Here is a 16,669-nt window from a genome sequence, read left to right on the forward strand (position 1 = left end):
TCATCACCCCTTCCTCTCTGACCGGTCCTCTTGGAACACTCTGTTCGCTTCTGTCCCCACACACCCAAGAGGCCCCACACCCATGCCTGAACTCAACCGACGGCGTTTCCTGCAGATAGCGGGCGCGACCGCGGGCTTCACCGCCCTGTCGAACAGCATCGACCGCGCCGCCGCCATTCCGGCCGCCCGCGTCAAGGGAACCGTCCAGGACATCGAGCACATCGTCGTCCTGATGCAGGAGAACCGGTCCTTCGACCACTACTTCGGCACGATGAAGGGAGTCCGCGGCTTCGGCGACCCGCGACCGGTGACGCTCCCCAGCGGCAAGCCCGTGTGGAACCAGGCGAGCGGCGCCAAGGAGGTCCTGCCCTACCACCCCGACGCGGCGGACCTGGGCATGCAGTTCATCGCGGGCCTCGACCACGACTGGGCCGGCGGCCACAGCGCGTTCAACAACGGCAAGTACGACAACTGGATCGCCGCCAAGGGCACCGGCACCATGGCGTATCTGACGCGCCAGGACATCCCGTTCCACTACGCGCTCGCCGACAAGTTCACGGTGTGCGACGACTACCACTGCTCGTTCATGGGGGCCACCGACCCCAACCGCTACTACATGCTGTCGGGCCACGTCGGCAACGACGGCACCGGCGGCGGGCCCGTCCTCGGCAACCAGGAGGCCGGCTACGGCTGGACCACGTACGCCGAGCGTCTGGAGAAGGCCGGGGTCTCCTGGAAGGTCTACCAGGACATCGGCGACGGCCTCGACGCCGCCGGGAGCTGGGGCTGGATCGACGACGCCTACCGCGGCAACTACGGCGACAACTCGCTCCTCTACTTCAACAACTACCGCAACGCCAAGCCGGGCGACCCCCTCTACGACAAGGCCCGCACCGGCACGAACGCCAAGGCGGGCGACGGCTACTTCGACGTCCTGAAGGCCGACGTCAAGGCCGGGAAGCTCCCCAAGATCTCCTGGATCGCGGCGCCCGAGGCGTTCTCCGAACACCCCAACTGGCCCGCGAACTACGGCGCCTGGTACATCTCGCAGGTGCTCGACGCGCTCACCTCCAATCCGGCGGTGTGGAGCAAGACGGCCCTGTTCATCACGTACGACGAGAACGACGGCTACTTCGACCACGTCGTGCCGCCGTACGCCCCCGCCTCCGCGAACCAGGGCCTGTCCACCGCCGACACCACCCTCGACTACTTCAAGGGCAACGCGAGTTACTCGGCGGGCCCCTACGGCCTCGGGCAGCGCGTCCCCATGATCGTCGTCTCGCCGTGGTCCACGGGCGGCTACGTCTGTTCCGAGACGCTCGACCACACCTCGATCCTGCGGTTCATGGAGAAGCGCTTCGGCGTCAAGGAGACCAACATCTCGCCGTGGCGCCGTGCCATCTGCGGCGACCTCTCCTCCGCGTTCGACTTCTCCCTCACGAACACGGCTCCGGCGCAACTGCCCAGCACCGCCGGGTACCTGCCGCCGGACCACGACCGGCACAACAGCTACGTGCCGAAGCCGCCGGCCAACCCCGTGCTGCCCCGGCAGGAGTCGGGCTCCCGGCCCGCGCGCCCGCTGCCGTACGCGCCCTACGCCGACGGGGTCTCCACGCCGTCGACCGGCAAGTTCCAGCTCACGTTCAGCGGCGGCCCCTCCGCGGGCGCGGCCTTCCAGGTCAGGTCGCAGAACCGGACCGACGGCCCCTGGACGTACTCCACCGAGGCCGGCAAGTCGATCTCGGACGCCTGGAACTCGGCCTACTCCGCAGGGAAGTACGACCTCACGGTGCACGGCCCGAACGGGTTCCTGCGCGCCTTCAAGGGCACCAACACCGTCGCCGAGCCCGGGCTCACCGCCCGCCACGACGCGAGCACGGGCAACCTCACGCTCACGCTGACGAACCCCACCGGCGCCGACGTCCACCTCACCGTGACCAACGCCTACGGCGGACAGCCGCAGACGTACACGGTGCGGGCCGGGGCCACCGTCACGCAGACCGTCGACCTGCGCGCGACCAAGCGCTGGTACGACCTGAAGGTGACCGCCGACAGCGACAGCACGTACCTGCGCCGTCTCGCGGGCCATGTCGAGAACGGACAGGCCGGTGTGAGCGACCCCGGGATCCTCACGGTCTGATCCCGTAGGGGCTTCGTTCTCGGGTACCTCGAAGACACTCGATTGCTCGAAGACACTCGAAAATCGCGCCGCCGCCCGTTCCGTACCCGTTCGGGCGGCGGCGTACGTCACATCTGTCCGGCCTGGATGCCACCACAGGATGGCGCGGTAGTGTGCCCGGGTGACGACGCATTCGAACACCCCGGCAGGCTGGTACCCCGACCCCCAGGGCGCGCCCCAGACCCTGCGGTGGTGGGACGGCGCGCAGTGGACCGAGCACACCAGCCCCGTGCAGCAGCCCGCGGGCCAGCAGGTCCCGCAGCAGGCGCAGCGCCGGCCTCAACAGCAGCATGTGCAGCAGCAGCCGGTCCAGGGCCAGTTCGCGCAACAGCAGCAGCCGCCGCAGCCTCAGCAGCACGCGGCCGGCCCGTACGGGCAGCAGGCCCCGCAGCAGCAGTACGTCGACCCCGCCAAGGTGCAGCGCCAGGTGCAGCACCAGGCCGGTGTCGCGCCCACCGCGCAGGGCGGCGGCAGCCTCTTCACCGAGCCGGTCCTGGTGGTGAACCAGAAGGCCAAGCTGATCGAGCTGACGAACGAGTACACCGTCATGGATCAGAACGGCGGCCAGATCGGCTCCGTCGTCCAGGTCGGCCAGAGCACGCTCAAGAAGGTCGCGCGCTTCGTCTCCAGCCTCGACCAGTTCATGACCCACAAGCTGGAGATCCGTGACGCGTACGGGCAGCCGCAGCTCGTCATGACGCGGCCCGCGAAGTTCATGAAGTCGCGTGTCGTGGTGGAGCGTCCGGACGGCTCGCCGGTCGGCGAGATCGTCCAGCAGAACATGATCGGCAAGATCAACTTTGGGATCAACGTGAACGGCCAGCAGATCGGCGCCATCAAGGCCGAGAACTGGCGGGCCTGGAACTTCTCGATCGTCGACCACGCCGACAACGAGGTCGCCCGCATCACGAAGACGTGGGAGGGACTCGCCAAGACGATGTTCACGACCGCGGACAACTACGTCCTCCAGATCCACTACCAGCTGCCCGAGCCGCTCCTGAGCCTCGTCGTGGCGACCGCCCTCACGGTGGACACCGCCCTCAAGCAGGACGCCCGCGGCTTCGGCTGACCGGGCCGGCGCCCGGCGGGCGCCGGTTTCACCGCGACACGGGCTGCTCCAGGCCCGCCTGCTCGTCCGCCCCGGCCGTCGTCCCGTGCGCGGCCGGGACGCGCGGTCCGCCCGCCCGGCGCGCGGCCGGGACCAGCAGCGCAGCGAGCGCGGCGGCGAGGCACAGCGCCGCGAGCAGCGTGAAGCCGTGGGTGTACCCGGAGGCGTAGGGGAGTCCCGACGCCTGGAGGTGTCCCGTGACCAGGCTGCTCATCACGGCGGCGCCGATCGAGCCGCCGATGGTGCGGATGTTGGCGTTCATGCCGGTGGCCGCGCCGGTCTGCGCCGCCGGGACGCTCTGCACGATCAGGTTCGCCATGGACGCGAACGCAAGCCCGATGCCGAGCCCGAACACGCCTGCCGCGAGGGCGACTTGCCACTGCTCGGAGTGCCAGGCGGCGAGCATCGCGCAGGAGACCGCGCCCAGCGCGGCGCCGGTGGTGAGCAGCGCCTTCGCCCCCACGACCGGTTCGAGCCGGCCGCTGAGCACCCCGGCGAGGAACATCGCCACGAGCATGGGGAGCATCAACAGCCCCGCGCCCGTCACGCTCGCCCCGAAGCCGTACCCGGCGGACGAGGGTGTCTGGGCGAATCCGGGCAGGAACGACCACACCGCGTACATCCCCGCGCCGAAGAGCAGCGCGGCCGTGTTGGTCGTCCACACGGCGGGCAGCCGCATGACGCGCAGGTCGATCAGCGGGCTCGCGGAGCGCGCCTCGGCGAGCACCCATGCGGCGAAGAGGACCACGGCGGCGGCCAGCAGACCGACGACCTTGATGGATGCCCAGCCCCAGGACGTGGCCTGGCTGATGGGCAGCAGCAGGGCGACGAGCCAGCCGGAGAGCAGCACGGAGCCGAGCCAGTTCACGCGTCCCGTGCCGCGCGTCGGCGACTCGGGAACGTAGCGGTACGCGATCAGCGCCGTCACCGCGACGACGGCCGCGGGCAGCCAGAACAGCCAGCGGTAGTCGAGCGCGCCCACGATGGGCCCGGCCGCGACCATGCCCACACCGCCGCCCGCCGCGATGACGGCGGACAGGTTGCTGATGCTGGGGCTGACCCGGTGGCGGGGGAACTCGTCGCGGATGATGCCGAACGACAGCGGGAAGAGCGCGCCGCCGATGCCCTGGACGACGCGGGCGACGATGAGCCAGGTGATGCTCGGGGCGAGGGCGGCGAGTACACAGCCCACGGTCAGCGCGACGAGCGCGGCGACCATGGTGCGCTTCTTGCCGACGAGGTCGCCGACCCGGCCGAGTATGGGCGTGAAGATCGAGGCGGACAGCAGATAGGCGGTCATCACCCAGGTCGAGGTGGCCTGGCTGGTGTGCAGGGCGTGCTGGACGGTGGGCAGGGCCGGGGCGACCAGCGACTGCATCATCGAGAACACGCCGGCACCCGTCGCGAGGACCGCGAAGGTGAGGCGGTTGGAGCTTCTGGGCGCCGGGCTCGGCGCCGCGGGATTCTGGGACACGGGCTTTCGGGTCGTGCGAGAGGACGTCGTGCGATTCCGGTTCAAGGCGGTGTCTCTCTGAACGGAAGGTGGCCGGGCACACCGGCGTGACCTGCGGCAAGGGCCGCGGTCCGTCGGCGCGCGCGAGCTGGGAGGATGGTGGGATCCGGCCGTCTCGGCCGGTCTGACCGCAGCACTGTGCGGCAGGGGCGCGGGGTGCGCCGACTGTTAAAGTGGAGGCACCCCTCGACTTGGATAACGATAGCGGAGGGGTGCCTCCGGTACAACCTCGGCAGCCCGCGCTGCCTCACCCCGGGAGTGGCACGCATGACGGACAGGGAACTCGTCGGCGGGATCGTCGCGGCCCAGCGCCCGCGCCGCGCGGACGCGCGCCGCAACTTCGACGCGCTCCTCGACGCGGCCCGCGACGCGTTCGCCGAGAAGGGTGCGGAGGCGTCGCTCGAGGACATCGCCCGCAAGGCCGGCGTCGGCATCGGCACGCTGTACCGCAACTTCCCCACGCGCAGACACCTCTTCGAGACGGTCTACGCGGATGAGGTCGACGCCCTGTGCCGGCTGGCCGACGAACTCGCGGACGCCGCGCCGTGGGACGGGTTCGCCACGTGGCTGCGCCGGTTCGTGGACTACACCGTCACCAAGCGCGCCATCAGGGACGCACTCAGCGGTGAGTCGGACATCTTCGCCTCCTGCCGCAGCGCCATGATCGGCGCCGGTGAACCGCTGCTGCAGCGCGCGCAGGCCGCCGGGGAGGTCCGCGAGGACATGTCCTTCGACGACCTGCTCCGCCTGATCTCCGGCGTCACCGGCGCGGCCTATGTGGACACCGAGCAGCGCGACCGGGTCTACGGCATCACGCTCGACGGGATGAGGATGCGTCCCGCGCCCGGTAAGCCGTGACGCGGGAGCCGTGCAGCGGATCGCGTGGGGCGGAGGCCGTGAAGCGGATGGCGTGACGCGGAGGCCGTGAAGGCGTCGCCCTCAGGACGCCTGGAGTGCGCCCGATTCCTGCTGGGGCGGGATCGACGGCAGGATGACCACCGTGCCCGGCAGTACGGGCATCGGCGGAAGGTTCTGCAGGCCCGGCAGCCCGGGCAGGCCCGCGACCGGGCCCGGCTCCGTCGCGCGGGGCGGCAGCTCGGGCAGCGGTTCCGCCGCCGTGAGCGACGGCTGCGGTCGGGCCTGCGGAGTCTCTTGGGTCTGCTGGGTCTCCTCTGTCTCCGGTGACGTGCGCGTGAGGAGCAGGACGCCGCGGGCCGCCAGCGTCGCCCCCGCCGCCGTGAGCAGAATCCCCGTGATCCCGCCCTGGAGCCGCTCGCCGAGCAGCGTGACGCCGATGATCGCCGCGGCCACCGGGTTGGAGAGGGTGACCATCGCGAGCGGGGCGCCGAGGCCACCGCGGTAGGCGACCTGGGACAGGAGCAGGCCGCCCGCCGCGAACGCCGCGATCAGCAGCGCCACGACGATCACCTCGACGCTGAGCAGCGGCCCCGTCCGGTCGGTGACCGCGACGGTCACGGTCTGGGCGAGAGCCGAGGCGATGCCCGAGGCGAGACCGGAGGCCGTCGCGTGCCGCAGCCCCGGCTTCGCGCCGCGCCGCGACAGGAGACCGATCAGGGCGGCCGTCGCACCGGCGACGGCGAGCGCCTCGCCGAGGCTGAGCGTGTCGTCGGGGGCCGGGCCCGAGGCCGTGAGCAGGAGCGCGCCGAGCCCGGCGAGCGTGAGCGCGGTGCCGCGCCATTCGACGGACAGGACGCGCCGCCCGGCCAGGCGCGCCCCGAGCGGCACGGCGGCGACGAGCGTCAGCGCGCCCAGGGGCTGTACGAGGGTGAGGGGGCCGTACTTGAGGGCCGCCACATGGAGCAGCGCGGCGGACGCGTTGAGCAGGACCGACCCCCACCAGGCGCCCCTGCCGAGCAGGCCGAGGACGCCCGAGTCGGTCCCCGTGATGCGTGACGCGAGGCGTTCCTGGGCGACGGCGGCAGCGGCGTAGGCGACCGCCGAGACGAGGGAGAGTGCGACGGCGAGGAGCGTGGCGTTCACCGGTGTGCTCCTGACGCCGTGAGGACTGTGCGCCCAGGGCGTGCCGCTCCCGAGGTGGCCGACGGGACCGGCGCGTCGACGGCGGAGGCGGAGCCCGCCGTCGCCGACACCGGGATGCGTGCGAGCACTTCGGACGCGGAGAGGGAGCCGCCGCGCTGATGCGCCGGGGTCCAGGGGGCGGGGACCGCCGCGCCCATGGTCTCCGCGGTCGCCGTGAGCGAGGCCGCGGAGCGCGGGGCGGGCAGCAGGCGCCGGCCGATGGACTGACCGGGCTTCGTGGCCTGCGTGGTGCCGGGCAGCCGGATCACCGCGAGCGCGATGCCCAGGAGAGCCGTCGCCACGATCGCGTCCAGCCAGTAGTGGTTCGCCGTGCCGACGACGACGAACAGAGTGAGCGCCGGGTGCAGGAGCCACAGCCAGCGCAGCCGGGAGCGGGTCGCGGCGATCAGGCCGACGGCGACCATCAGCGCCCAGCCGAAGTGCAGGGACGGCATCGCGGCGAACTGGTTCGCCATCGTGTCGGTCTGCGGCGTCGCGCCGTAGACGGTCGGCCCGTACACCTGCCCGGTGTCCACGAGGTGTGCGGCGGCCAGCATCCGGGGCGGGGCCAGCGGGAAGGTGAGGTGCAGCACAAGGGCCGCCGCGGTGAGGACGGCCAGTACCCGGCGCGTCCATATGTAGTGCCGGGGCCTGCGCAGATACAGCCAGATCAGAAAGGCGGCCGTCGCCGGGAAGTGCACCGTCGCGTAGTACGTGTTCGCGATGTGGACGAGGCCGTCGCTGTGCAGCAGGGCATGCTGCACGGCGCCCTCGCCCGGCAGGTGGACGGCGCGTTCGAGGTCCCACACGCGGTGCGCGTTGCGGAACGCCTCGTCGGTGTGGCCATTGGCCAGTTGCCTGCCGAACTTGTAGACGAGGAACAGTCCGACGACCAGCAGGAGCTCCCGGACCAGGGGCGGGCGGGCGACGACATCCGGCTGGTGGCCGACGGCGTCCGTCTCGCGGCCGGCTGTGTCCGGCTCCGGTTCGGCAGGCTCGGTAAGGGAATTCATCCCCCGGCCCCTTTTCATGACGACTGGGTGGTGCGGTGATGCGGAGGTGAGCACGGCGTGAACCGCGCTCATCGATACGCCAGTGTACCGAAACGCTGGCGTACCGGTACACTGACGTATCGATAGCGGAGATCGCGAGGAGAAGAGCCATGGAGTCCCAGGAGCAGGCAGGCACATCAGTGACCACTTCGCGCCGCTCCAAGATCACTCCGGAGCGCGAGCGGGAGTTCTACGACGCGGTCCTCGACCAGCTCCGCGAGAACGGCTACGAGGCGCTCACCATGGAGGGCGTCGCGGCCCAGGCGTGCTGCAGCAAGTCCACGCTCTACCGGCAGTGGAAGACGAAGCCGCAGCTCGTGGCCGCCGCACTGCGGGCGGGGCGCTGCGTGAAGTTCGCCAGTGTCGACACGGGTACGTTCGCCGGGGACCTGCGCTCGGCCGCCCGCGCGGCGGCGCAGCAGGCAGGACGCGACACTCAGCTCGTCCAGGCCCTCGGTCACGCGGTCCTCAGTGATGAGGAACTCCAGGGGGCGCTGCGCGAGGCCCTGGTCGAGCCGGAGCTGGCCGCGCTCGGGGCGATGGTCGACCGGGCCGTGGCGCGCGGCGAGATCGCCGCGGACCATCCGGCCCTCGAGTTCCTGGCCGCCCAGCTGCTCGGGGTGCAGCGCATCCGCCCGGTCCTCGAGGGCCGGTACGCGGACGCGGACTACCTCACCCGCTTCGTCGACGCCGTGGTGCTGCCCGCACTCGGCCTGGGCGAAGCCACCTGAACGGGAGGCCGTCGTCTGTCGGGATGACCGGACGGCGGTCTGCCCGCGCCGCACCGTGGGGACGGGCGCGGCGCGCACCCCCGGGCCGGGTGGGTCCCTCCTTGAGCGGAGGGGGACCCGCCCGGCCCCTGGGCTTTCCCCCTGTGGCGCCCGACGGGTGGTGCGGGGTCCTGCACGTGTGGTGCGGGGTCCTACACGTCCTGCCCGTTGCCGCCGCCCTCGGCGATCGCGGACTTCTTGATGCCCTTGGTGATCTTGTCCATCGCAGTCACGTCCGGGGCCTTGTCGTTCACGTCGATGCCGAAGCGGACGACGACCAGCGACTTGGGGTTGGCCGGCGCGGGGAAGACCAGCGACTCGACGTAGCCGTCGTCGCCCTTGGCCGTGACGACCTGCCAGCGCACCAGATAGCCCTGCCGGCCCGCCACGGTGACGGCCTTGGAGGCCAGTTCCTTGTGCGAGGTGATCTTTCCGTAGATCGCGCCGCCGTAGGACTCCTGCGCGTTCTTGGAGATGTCCTCCTTGGCCGCGGCCTCCGCGTCGGTCGCCTTGAGCTTCAGCGCCTCGGCCGACGCCGAGAACGCGCCGCCGCGCACACACTGCTGCTTCGTGTCGCCGGGGCAGGCGTACGGGCCGGTCGTCACCCCCGCGTTGCCGCCCTTCGTCGTGCCGCCGGTCCAGCCGTCGAGCACGGGCATCGACACCCCGTTGACCAGGTCGGCGGCGAAGCCGTCGCCGGAACCCGGTGCCTGCGGAGCACCACTCTCGCCACCGGAGCCACCGGACCCGTCACCGCCCCCGCTGCCCCCCGCCCCGTTCCCCGGTCCCTGGGGAAGTCCCGGAGAAACAGAGGGACTTGACGAGGAGTCGGCCCGGTCGCTCTTGCCGTCGCCGTCCCCGGACGTCAGCGCGTACACCCCGCCGACGATGCCGCCGAGCACCACCACGGCGACAACGGCGGCGATGGCTATCTTGAGGCCGCGTCGCGGCTTCGGCTCCGGGTACGCGGGGTAGCCCGGGTATCCGGGATGGCCGAACTGCCCCTGCGGCGGGGCGGTCTGCGGATAGCCGTACGCCTGCGGATGCGCGCCGGGAGCCGTCGGCGCGTACGCGGGCGGGGCGGGCGCGGCGCCGGCCTCGGCGGCACGGGTCTGCTCCGTCCACACACTGCCGTCCCACCAGCGTTCGGTGCGGGGGCCTTCGGGCTTCTGGCCGGGATCGGGGTACCAGCCGGGGGGAGTCACCTGGGTCATGTGCGCCACAGTATGAGGCGTGCGTGAAAGAGGCATGAGAGGGGCCGGGTCCGGTTCCGGAAGGGCACCTTCCCACTTACGGCGAAGACCTGCGCGGACCCCCACCCACAATCCCCCGGCTCCGGCTACTCTCGACATCTGTACGTCGATCGAGCGACTTCGGGAGGGTGCGGGATGACGCAGAGTCGGCCTGAGGGAGCCGCCTCGGCAGCCCTGTGGGAGCGGGACAAGGAGATCGCGGAGGTCGAACGGGCGCTCGATGAACTCTGCGGGGACGCGGCGTCGTCGGGCAGCCTCGTCGTGTTCAGAGGCGAAGCGGGCATCGGCAAGACCGCCCTCCTCGAAGAGGTGCGCCGCATCGCGGGGGGACGGGCCACGGTCTGGTCGGCCCGCGGCGGCGAGACCGTCACCTCCGTCCCCTTCAACGTCGTACGCCAGTTGCTGCAGCCCGCCCTCCTCGCGCTCTCGCAGGAGGAGGCCCGCGAGTACTTCGGCGACTGGTACGAGATCGCCGGCCCCGCCCTCGGCATAGCCGAACCGGGCGGCCGCCAGGCCGACCCGCAGGGTGTGCGCGACGGACTCGTTGCCGCGGTGTCCCGGCTCGCCCGGCTGCACTGGCCGCTCGTCCTGCTCGTCGACGACGCGCACTGGGCCGACGAGGAGACCCTCCACTGGCTCGCCGCGTTCGCCGAACGCCTCGACGACCTCCCCGTCCTCGTGGTCGTCGCCCATCGCGACGGCGAGGCGACCGCCGCCTCCACCGGACACCTGGAGGCCGTCGGCGACGCCGCCCGGCCCCGCACCACCCTGTACGCCCTCACCCCGGACGCCACCGCCGGGCTCACCCGCGCCACCCTCGGCGAGCACGCCGACGCCCCCTTCTGCCGCGAGGTGTGGGCCGTCACCGGCGGCAACCCGTACGAGACGGTCGAGCTCCTGGCCAAGGTCCAGGACAGCGATCTCGAACCCGTGGAGGGCTCGGCCGGAGAGCTGCGCGCGCTGAACAAGTCGGCGCGCGGCCGCGGACTCGTCGACCGCCTCGAAGGCCTGGGCACCGACGCGACGCGCTTCGCCTGGGCCGCCGCCATCCTCGGCACCCGGATCGCCCCCGAGCTCGCGGCGCGGCTCGCGGGGATGACCCCGGGCGAGGCCGGCCGCTGCGCCGAGCGGCTGCAAGACGCCCGCATCCTCACCGACACGACGTACGAAAGCGGCGGCGGAGGGCTGGAGTTCGTGCACCCGCTGATCGCCAGTGCCGTGTACCGCTCCATCCCGGCGGCCACCCGCACCGCCATGCACGGGCAGGCGGCCTGGGCCGTCACCGCCTCGGGCCACGGCGCCGCGGCCGCCTCCCGGCATCTGCTCCAGGTCCACCCGGACGACGACCCCGAACTCGTCGAGCAGCTGCGCGCGGCGGCCGGCGAACACCTCGCGGTCGGCGCCCCGGAAGCCGCCCGCCGTTGTCTGGAGCGCGCCCTCCAGGAACCGCCGCTGCCCGACGTACGGTCCGGACTGCTCTACGAGCTGGGCTGTGCCACCCTCCTCACCTCACCCGCCGTCACCATCGGCTATCTGCGCCAGGCCCTCGACACCGAGCCGGGCCTCGACGGGGACGCGCGCGTGGACGCCGTGTGCCGGCTGTCCCAGGCGCTCGTCCACAACAACCAGCTGGAAGAGGCGCTGCGCGAGATCGACGCCGAGGCCACGCGGCTCGACCCGGGTCCGGCCCGCCTCCGCCTCCAGGCCATGCGCTACATGTGGGAGGGCATCCACGCGGGCGAGGAGGACTCCCCGGGCCGCTCCCGCAATCTCGCCGCGCTCGCGGGCTCCCTCACCGGCCGGGACAACCCCGAGCGGGTCCTGCTCGTCCTGCGCGCCTTCGACGCGATGACGCGCGGCGAGAACGCGGAGGAGGTGGTCGAACTCTGCGACCGCTCCCTCGTCAACGAACGCCTCGCACCGGGCCTCGGCTGGACCGACCCCGAGTGGGGCTTCGAACTCCTCGCCATGCTCGGCAGCGCCTATCTCTTCGCCGACCGGCTCGACCGCGCGGAGAGCCTGTTCACCGAGGCCGTACGCGCCTACGAGACCGCGGGCTGGAGCGGCGGCCATCTGGCGCTCGCGCACGCCTTCGTCGGTTACGTCCACCGCAGGCGCGGCCGCCTCAACGACGCCGAGGCCGTCCTGCGCGAGAGCCTGCGCCTGGCCGACCGCGTCGGCCGCGGCCTGCCCATGCACTGGGACGCCGCGTGCATGCTCATCGACACGCTCGTGGCCCGCGGCCGGATCGGCGAGGCGATGGAGATCGCGGACCGCTACTCCTTCGGCCCGCCCTATCCCTCCACGATCGTCCTGCCCGACGCGCACTCCGTCCGCGGCCGCCTGCTGCTCGCCGCGGGCCGCACCGAGGAGGGCGTCAGCGAGCTGGAGGCGGCGGCCAAGGCGGCCACCGCCCGCGGCGGACACAACACGATCATGGCGCCCTGGGCCTGCGACCTGGCCCGCGCGCTCGCCACCGAGGACCCGAAGCGCTCCGGGGAACTGGCCGCCGACGCCCGGCTCCAGGCCGAGCGCTTCGGCACGGACACGGCGATCGGGGAGGCCTTGCGCTGCGAAGCCGCCCTGGAGACCGGCCAGCGCTCCCTGACGCTCTACGCGAAGTCGGTCACGTACCTCGAAGCGTCGCCCTGCGCGTACGAACACGCGGTGGCCCGCGTCGAGTACGGCATCGCGGCCCGCTCGGTGGCGGAGCTCACCCGAGGCCTCACCCTGGCCAAGTCGTGCGGCGCCGACGGCCTGGCCGCCCGCGCCCGCGAGGTACTCGACACGGGACGCGGCCTGCGCTGACGCGGGCGGCGGTGCGCCGGTACCCCGACCGCCGCTGACTGCCGGTACGCCGACTGCCCGTCACCGCTGTCCAGGAGGTGACGGGCAGTCGGCGCGTAGAGGGTCAGGCGCCGGACAGGTCCTCTCCGCTCTCCTCGGCGAGGACCCGCTGCGCCACCGCGAACGCCGAATTGGCCGCGGGGACACCGCAGTACACGGCGGACTGCAGCAGTACGGCGCCGATCTCGTCGGGCGTCAGGCCGTTGCGCAGCGCGGCGCGCACATGCATGGCCAGCTCGTCGTAGTGGCCGTGGGCCACCAGCGCCGTCATCGTGATCATGGAGCGTTCGCGGCGCGACAGCGTCGGGTCGGTCCAGATCTCGCCCCACGCGTAGCGCGAGATGAAGTCCTGGAAGCGGGCCGTGAACGGGCTCTGCCGGGCCTGCGCGCGGTCGACGTGCGCGTCGCCGAGCACCTGCCTGCGCACCTCCATACCGCGTCCGGCACCCCCGCCGAGCTGGGCGCGCAGCGCCGTGATCACGGGTGCGGGGCACTGGGCGGGGGCGAGGTGCGAGGCCCCCGCGATCTCGACGAGCGACGAACCCGCCACCGCATCGGCGATCTCCCGCAGATGTGCGGGCGGGGTCGCCGGGTCCTCGCGGCCCGCGATCAGCAGGGTGGGAGCCGTGATCGAGGCGAGCTCCCCGCGGATGTCGAACGCGGCGAGCGCGTCGCAACAGGCCGCGTACGCCTCTGCGTCGGCGGTGCGGTGGTCCTCGACGAGGGCGGGCACGGTGAATCCGGGCGTGAACCAGCGCCGGTCGGCGGTCTCGGCCACCGGGCCGAGCCCTTCGCTGCGGACCAGCGCGGCCCGTTCCTCCCAGGGCTTCGAGCCGCCGAAGTGCGCCGACGAGCAGATCACCGCGAGGCTGGTCACCCGCTCCGGGTGGTGGACCGCGAGGTGCAGGCCCACCGCGCCGCCGAGCGACACCCCCGCGTAGGCGAAGCGCTCGATGCCGAGGGAGTCGGCGAGGTCCAGGACGAGCCCGGCCAGATCGGCGACGGTCGCACCCGGGCCGATCAGACCTGCCGGGGACTTTCCGTGTCCCGGCAGGTCCCAGCGCACCACCCGGTGGGTGACGGACAGTTCGGGTGCGACCGCGTCCCACAGGGCGGTGGAGGTGCCGAGCGAAGGGCCCAGGAGGAGCGGGGGAGCGGTGGCGGGGCCTTCGGCGCGGTGGTGAAGGAGGGTGCCGCGGTCGGGGGGTGCAGTGCTCAACGTCGCTCCAGGGCACGGTCGGTGAGGGCTCCGGCGGAGCCGGTGTATCGGGCGGGGTCGGTGAGGTCGGCCAGGTCGACGCCCTTGAGATCGGGCTCGTCGGTGAGGATCTCGGCCAGGGGCCTGTCCTCGGCGCGGGTGCGCCGCGCCGCCTCGGTGAGCAGGGACTTCGCGCGGGCGCGCCCGAGCAGCGGCGCCAGCTCGGCCGCCAGGCGCTCCGAGACGATCAACCCATGGGTGGCGAAGAGGTGTTCACGCATCACGTCCGCGTGGACCTGAAGCCCCTCGGCGAGCTCGGCCGCGTCGCGCGCCGCGCCGCCCACGAGCCTCAGGAGGTCGCGCAGCGGCTCCCACTCCGCGTGCCAGGCACCGGCGGGGCGCTCGTCCTCGGCCGCCATCGACGCGTACAGCGTCGCGGCGAGCGCGGGTGCGCGACGGGCGGCCGCCGCGACGAGCGTGGCCCTGACCGGGTTCGCCTTGTGCGGCATCGCGGAGGAACCGCCGCCCGCCCCCTCCGACAGCTCGCCGATCTCCGTGCGGGACAGCGTGAGCACGTCCGCCGCCGGCTTGGCGAGGGCCCCGGCCGTGAAGGCGAGCGCGCCCGCGAGGTCGGCGACCGGGGTGCGCAGGGTGTGCCAGGGCAAGACGGGCGCGACCAGCCCGAGTTCGGTCGCGTACGCCTCGGTCAGGTCACCGGGGTTCGTGGCACCGAACACGCCAAAGGCTGCCAACGTGCCGGCCGCACCGCCCAGTTGGACCGGAAGCGAGGCCCGCACGGCGGTCAGCCGGTCGCGTGCGTCGAGGACGAGCGAGCGCCAGCCCGCCGCCTTCAGGCCGAACGTCGTCGGCACGGCGTGCTGCGTGAGCGTACGGCCCGGCATGACGGTGTCCCGGTGCGCGGCGGCGAGCCGCCCGAGGGCGCTCTCCGTGCGTGCCAGGTCGCCGAGCAGCCCGTCCAGCGTCCGGGCCGCGACCAGCATGAGCGCCGTGTCCAGGATGTCCTGGCTGGTGGCGCCCCGGTGGACGTACGGGGCGTGCTCGCCGGCCACCGCGGCCGTCAGGTCGGCGACCAGCGGGATCACCGGGTTGCCCCCGGAGCGGGCGCGCAGCGCGAGGTCGCGGGGGTCGAAGCGCCCGTCGTCCGCGGCGGCGCGCGTCACCGCGTCCGCCGCGGCCACCGGTGCCAGACCCAGGGCGGCCTGCGCCCGGGTGAGCGCCGCCTCCGCGTCGAGCAGGGCGCGCAGGACCGCCGCGTCCGAGGTGGCCGACTCGGCGGGGGAGCCCGCCCGGCCGGGGGAGAGCAGCCCGGCGTCGGGATCGGCGTCGGGACCGACGTGTGTCACTGGAACTCCAGGAAGACCGTTTCGCCTTCGCCCTGAAGGCGGATGTCGAAACGGTACGTGCGGTGCGCGTCCTTCTGCGGCTGCGCGAGCAGCGTCGCGCGCCGCTCGGCGGGCAGGGCGTCCAGCAGCGGGTCCGCGCCGTCGGAGAGGTAGGCGCGGGTGAACAGGTGGTGCAGCAGACCGCGCGCGAACACGCACACGCTGATGTACGGCAGTCCCGCGTTGCCCGGCGGCAGTGTGAAGAGGGCGTAGTGCCCGTCGGCGTCCGTGGCGACCCGGCCGAATCCGGTGAAGTCGGTGCCGTTGCGGCCGAGATGGCCGCCGGTCGTGGGGTCGCGGCGCAGCGAGCCCGGCGCCCCGGCGAGCGAGCCGTCGGGTCCTGCCTGCCAGAACTCGAGGATGGCGTCCGGCACCGGGTCGCCGTGGCCGTCGAACACGCAGCCGTGCAGGGCGATCGTGTCGGGATGCCCCTTCGGCGCGACCTGCTCGCCCTCGGGGAACGGCAGGGCGTAGCCGTAGAACGGGCCGACGGTGTGCGACGGCGTGGGGAGCAGCTTCTCGGGCACGGAGGTCATCGGCCTTCCTCGATCCAGGTGGCGGAGGGACCGTCGAGGACGATGTCCCACTCGTAGCCGAGCGAGAACTCGGGCTGCGACAGGTCGTGGTTGTACGCCGCGACCAGGCGGTTGCGGGCCGACTCGTCCGTGACCGACCGCAGGATCGGGTCGTAGCGGAACAGCGGGTCGTTCGGGAAGTACATCTGCGTCACGAGCCGCTGTGTGAAGGCGTCCCCGAACAGGGAGAAGTGGATGTGCGCGGGGCGCCACGCGTTGGTGTGGTTGCGCCACGGGTACGCGCCCGGCTTGACGGTGGTGAAGGAGTACCGTCCCTGGTCATCGGTCAGGGTCCGGCCCACACCGGTGAAGTTGGGGTCGAGCGGAGCCGGGTGCTGGTCGCGCAGATGCGCGTACCGGCCCGACGCGTTGGCCTGCCAGATCTCCACGAGCTGGCCGCGCACGGGGCGGCCGTCGCTGTCGAGCAGCCGTCCGGAGACGGTGATGCGCTCGCCGAGCGGCTCGCCCGCGTGCCGGCGCGTCAGGTCCTGGTCGATGTCGGTGATGTCCGTGGCGCCGAAGACGGGCCCGGACAGCTCGACGGTCTCCGGGTCGCCGCCGTTCACGGCGACGAGCGGCTGCTTCGGGTGGCGCAGGAGCGAGCTGCGGTACGGCGCGTAGCCGCGCGCCGGGTGGTGCTGGGCGGGCGCGCCGCCCGCGCGCGCCTTGTCGTACGCGCTCTGGAGGTCCGCGACCTCGACGTCGATGTCCGACTGGGTGAGTGCCATGGT

Annotated in this window: 13 protein-coding genes; 5 read left to right on the plus strand and 8 right to left on the minus strand. The window is 72.6% G+C overall.

Annotation, left to right across the window (positions count from 1 at the left end):
• The first annotated feature begins 82 nt into the window (after positions 1–82).
• Both ACZ67T_RS03090 and ACZ67T_RS03095 read left to right on the plus strand, forming a co-directional pair.
• Positions 83–2,140: a phosphocholine-specific phospholipase C gene (locus tag ACZ67T_RS03090; RefSeq protein ID WP_469981227.1), complete on the plus strand. Its 2,058-nt coding sequence runs from the start codon at positions 83–85 to the stop codon at positions 2,138–2,140.
• 160 nt (positions 2,141–2,300) lie between these two features.
• A complete protein-coding gene (locus ACZ67T_RS03095; RefSeq protein ID WP_469981228.1) occupies positions 2,301–3,248 on the plus strand; it encodes an LURP-one-related family protein in 948 nt (315 codons plus the stop codon).
• Positions 3,249–3,276: 28 nt separating this feature from the next.
• On the opposite strand, the gene ACZ67T_RS03100 is transcribed toward ACZ67T_RS03095, so the two are convergent.
• Positions 3,277–4,761, minus strand: a complete 1,485-nt coding sequence (locus ACZ67T_RS03100; RefSeq protein ID WP_469981229.1) for an MFS transporter — start codon at positions 4,759–4,761, stop codon at positions 3,277–3,279.
• Positions 4,762–5,067: 306 nt separating this feature from the next.
• Between ACZ67T_RS03100 and ACZ67T_RS03105 the strand changes: the two genes are divergently transcribed.
• A complete protein-coding gene (locus tag ACZ67T_RS03105) occupies positions 5,068–5,658 on the plus strand; it encodes a TetR/AcrR family transcriptional regulator (protein ID WP_469981230.1) in 591 nt (196 codons plus the stop codon).
• Between the two features lie 81 nt (positions 5,659–5,739).
• Here ACZ67T_RS03105 and ACZ67T_RS03110 read toward each other — a convergent pair whose 3' ends face one another.
• Together ACZ67T_RS03110 and ACZ67T_RS03115 are read right to left on the minus strand one after the other, a co-directional pair.
• Complete coding sequence (locus tag ACZ67T_RS03110) at positions 5,740–6,801, minus strand: DMT family transporter (protein ID WP_469981231.1); 1,062 nt, start codon at positions 6,799–6,801, stop codon at positions 5,740–5,742.
• On the minus strand, positions 6,798–7,853 hold the full coding sequence (locus ACZ67T_RS03115; RefSeq protein WP_469981232.1) for a phosphatase PAP2 family protein: 1,056 nt from the start codon (positions 7,851–7,853) through the stop codon (positions 6,798–6,800). The genes ACZ67T_RS03110 and ACZ67T_RS03115 overlap by 4 nt, the downstream gene beginning before the upstream one ends.
• 149 nt (positions 7,854–8,002) lie before the next feature.
• On the opposite strand from ACZ67T_RS03115, the gene ACZ67T_RS03120 reads away from it, so the two are divergent.
• Complete coding sequence (locus ACZ67T_RS03120) at positions 8,003–8,623, plus strand: TetR/AcrR family transcriptional regulator (protein ID WP_469981233.1); 621 nt, start codon at positions 8,003–8,005, stop codon at positions 8,621–8,623.
• A gap of 191 nt (positions 8,624–8,814) precedes the next feature.
• Here the strand turns inward: ACZ67T_RS03120 and ACZ67T_RS03125 are convergent, their stop codons facing one another.
• Positions 8,815–9,876, minus strand: a complete 1,062-nt coding sequence (locus ACZ67T_RS03125) for a DUF2510 domain-containing protein (protein ID WP_469981234.1) — start codon at positions 9,874–9,876, stop codon at positions 8,815–8,817.
• A 174-nt stretch (positions 9,877–10,050) separates the two neighbouring features.
• On the opposite strand from ACZ67T_RS03125, the gene ACZ67T_RS03130 reads away from it, so the two are divergent.
• Positions 10,051–12,723 carry an ATP-binding protein gene (locus ACZ67T_RS03130; RefSeq protein ID WP_469981235.1) on the plus strand — a complete coding sequence of 891 codons (2,673 nt, stop codon included), beginning with the start codon at positions 10,051–10,053 and terminating at the stop codon, positions 12,721–12,723.
• A gap of 103 nt (positions 12,724–12,826) precedes the next feature.
• Here the strand turns inward: ACZ67T_RS03130 and pcaDC are convergent, their stop codons facing one another.
• From pcaDC to pcaH, 4 genes are read right to left on the minus strand one after another with little or no spacing between them, the layout of a single operon-like run.
• Positions 12,827–13,981 carry a bifunctional 3-oxoadipate enol-lactonase/4-carboxymuconolactone decarboxylase PcaDC gene (pcaDC, locus tag ACZ67T_RS03135; RefSeq protein WP_469981236.1) on the minus strand — a complete coding sequence of 385 codons (1,155 nt, stop codon included), beginning with the start codon at positions 13,979–13,981 and terminating at the stop codon, positions 12,827–12,829.
• The gene (gene pcaB / locus ACZ67T_RS03140; protein WP_469981237.1) at positions 13,978–15,324 is read right to left on the minus strand and encodes a 3-carboxy-cis,cis-muconate cycloisomerase; all 1,347 of its coding nucleotides are present in this window, start codon (positions 15,322–15,324) and stop codon (positions 13,978–13,980) included. The genes pcaDC and pcaB overlap by 4 nt, the downstream gene beginning before the upstream one ends.
• Positions 15,321–15,899, minus strand: coding sequence for a protocatechuate 3,4-dioxygenase subunit alpha (pcaG, locus tag ACZ67T_RS03145; RefSeq protein ID WP_469981238.1), 579 nt, complete (start codon positions 15,897–15,899; stop codon positions 15,321–15,323). The genes pcaB and pcaG overlap by 4 nt, the downstream gene beginning before the upstream one ends.
• Positions 15,896–16,666: a protocatechuate 3,4-dioxygenase subunit beta gene (gene pcaH, locus ACZ67T_RS03150; RefSeq protein ID WP_469981239.1), complete on the minus strand. Its 771-nt coding sequence runs from the start codon at positions 16,664–16,666 to the stop codon at positions 15,896–15,898. The genes pcaG and pcaH overlap by 4 nt, the downstream gene beginning before the upstream one ends.
• Positions 16,667–16,669: the final 3 nt, after the last annotated feature.

Source organism: Streptomyces sp. NPDC107517 (assembly GCF_055582645.1).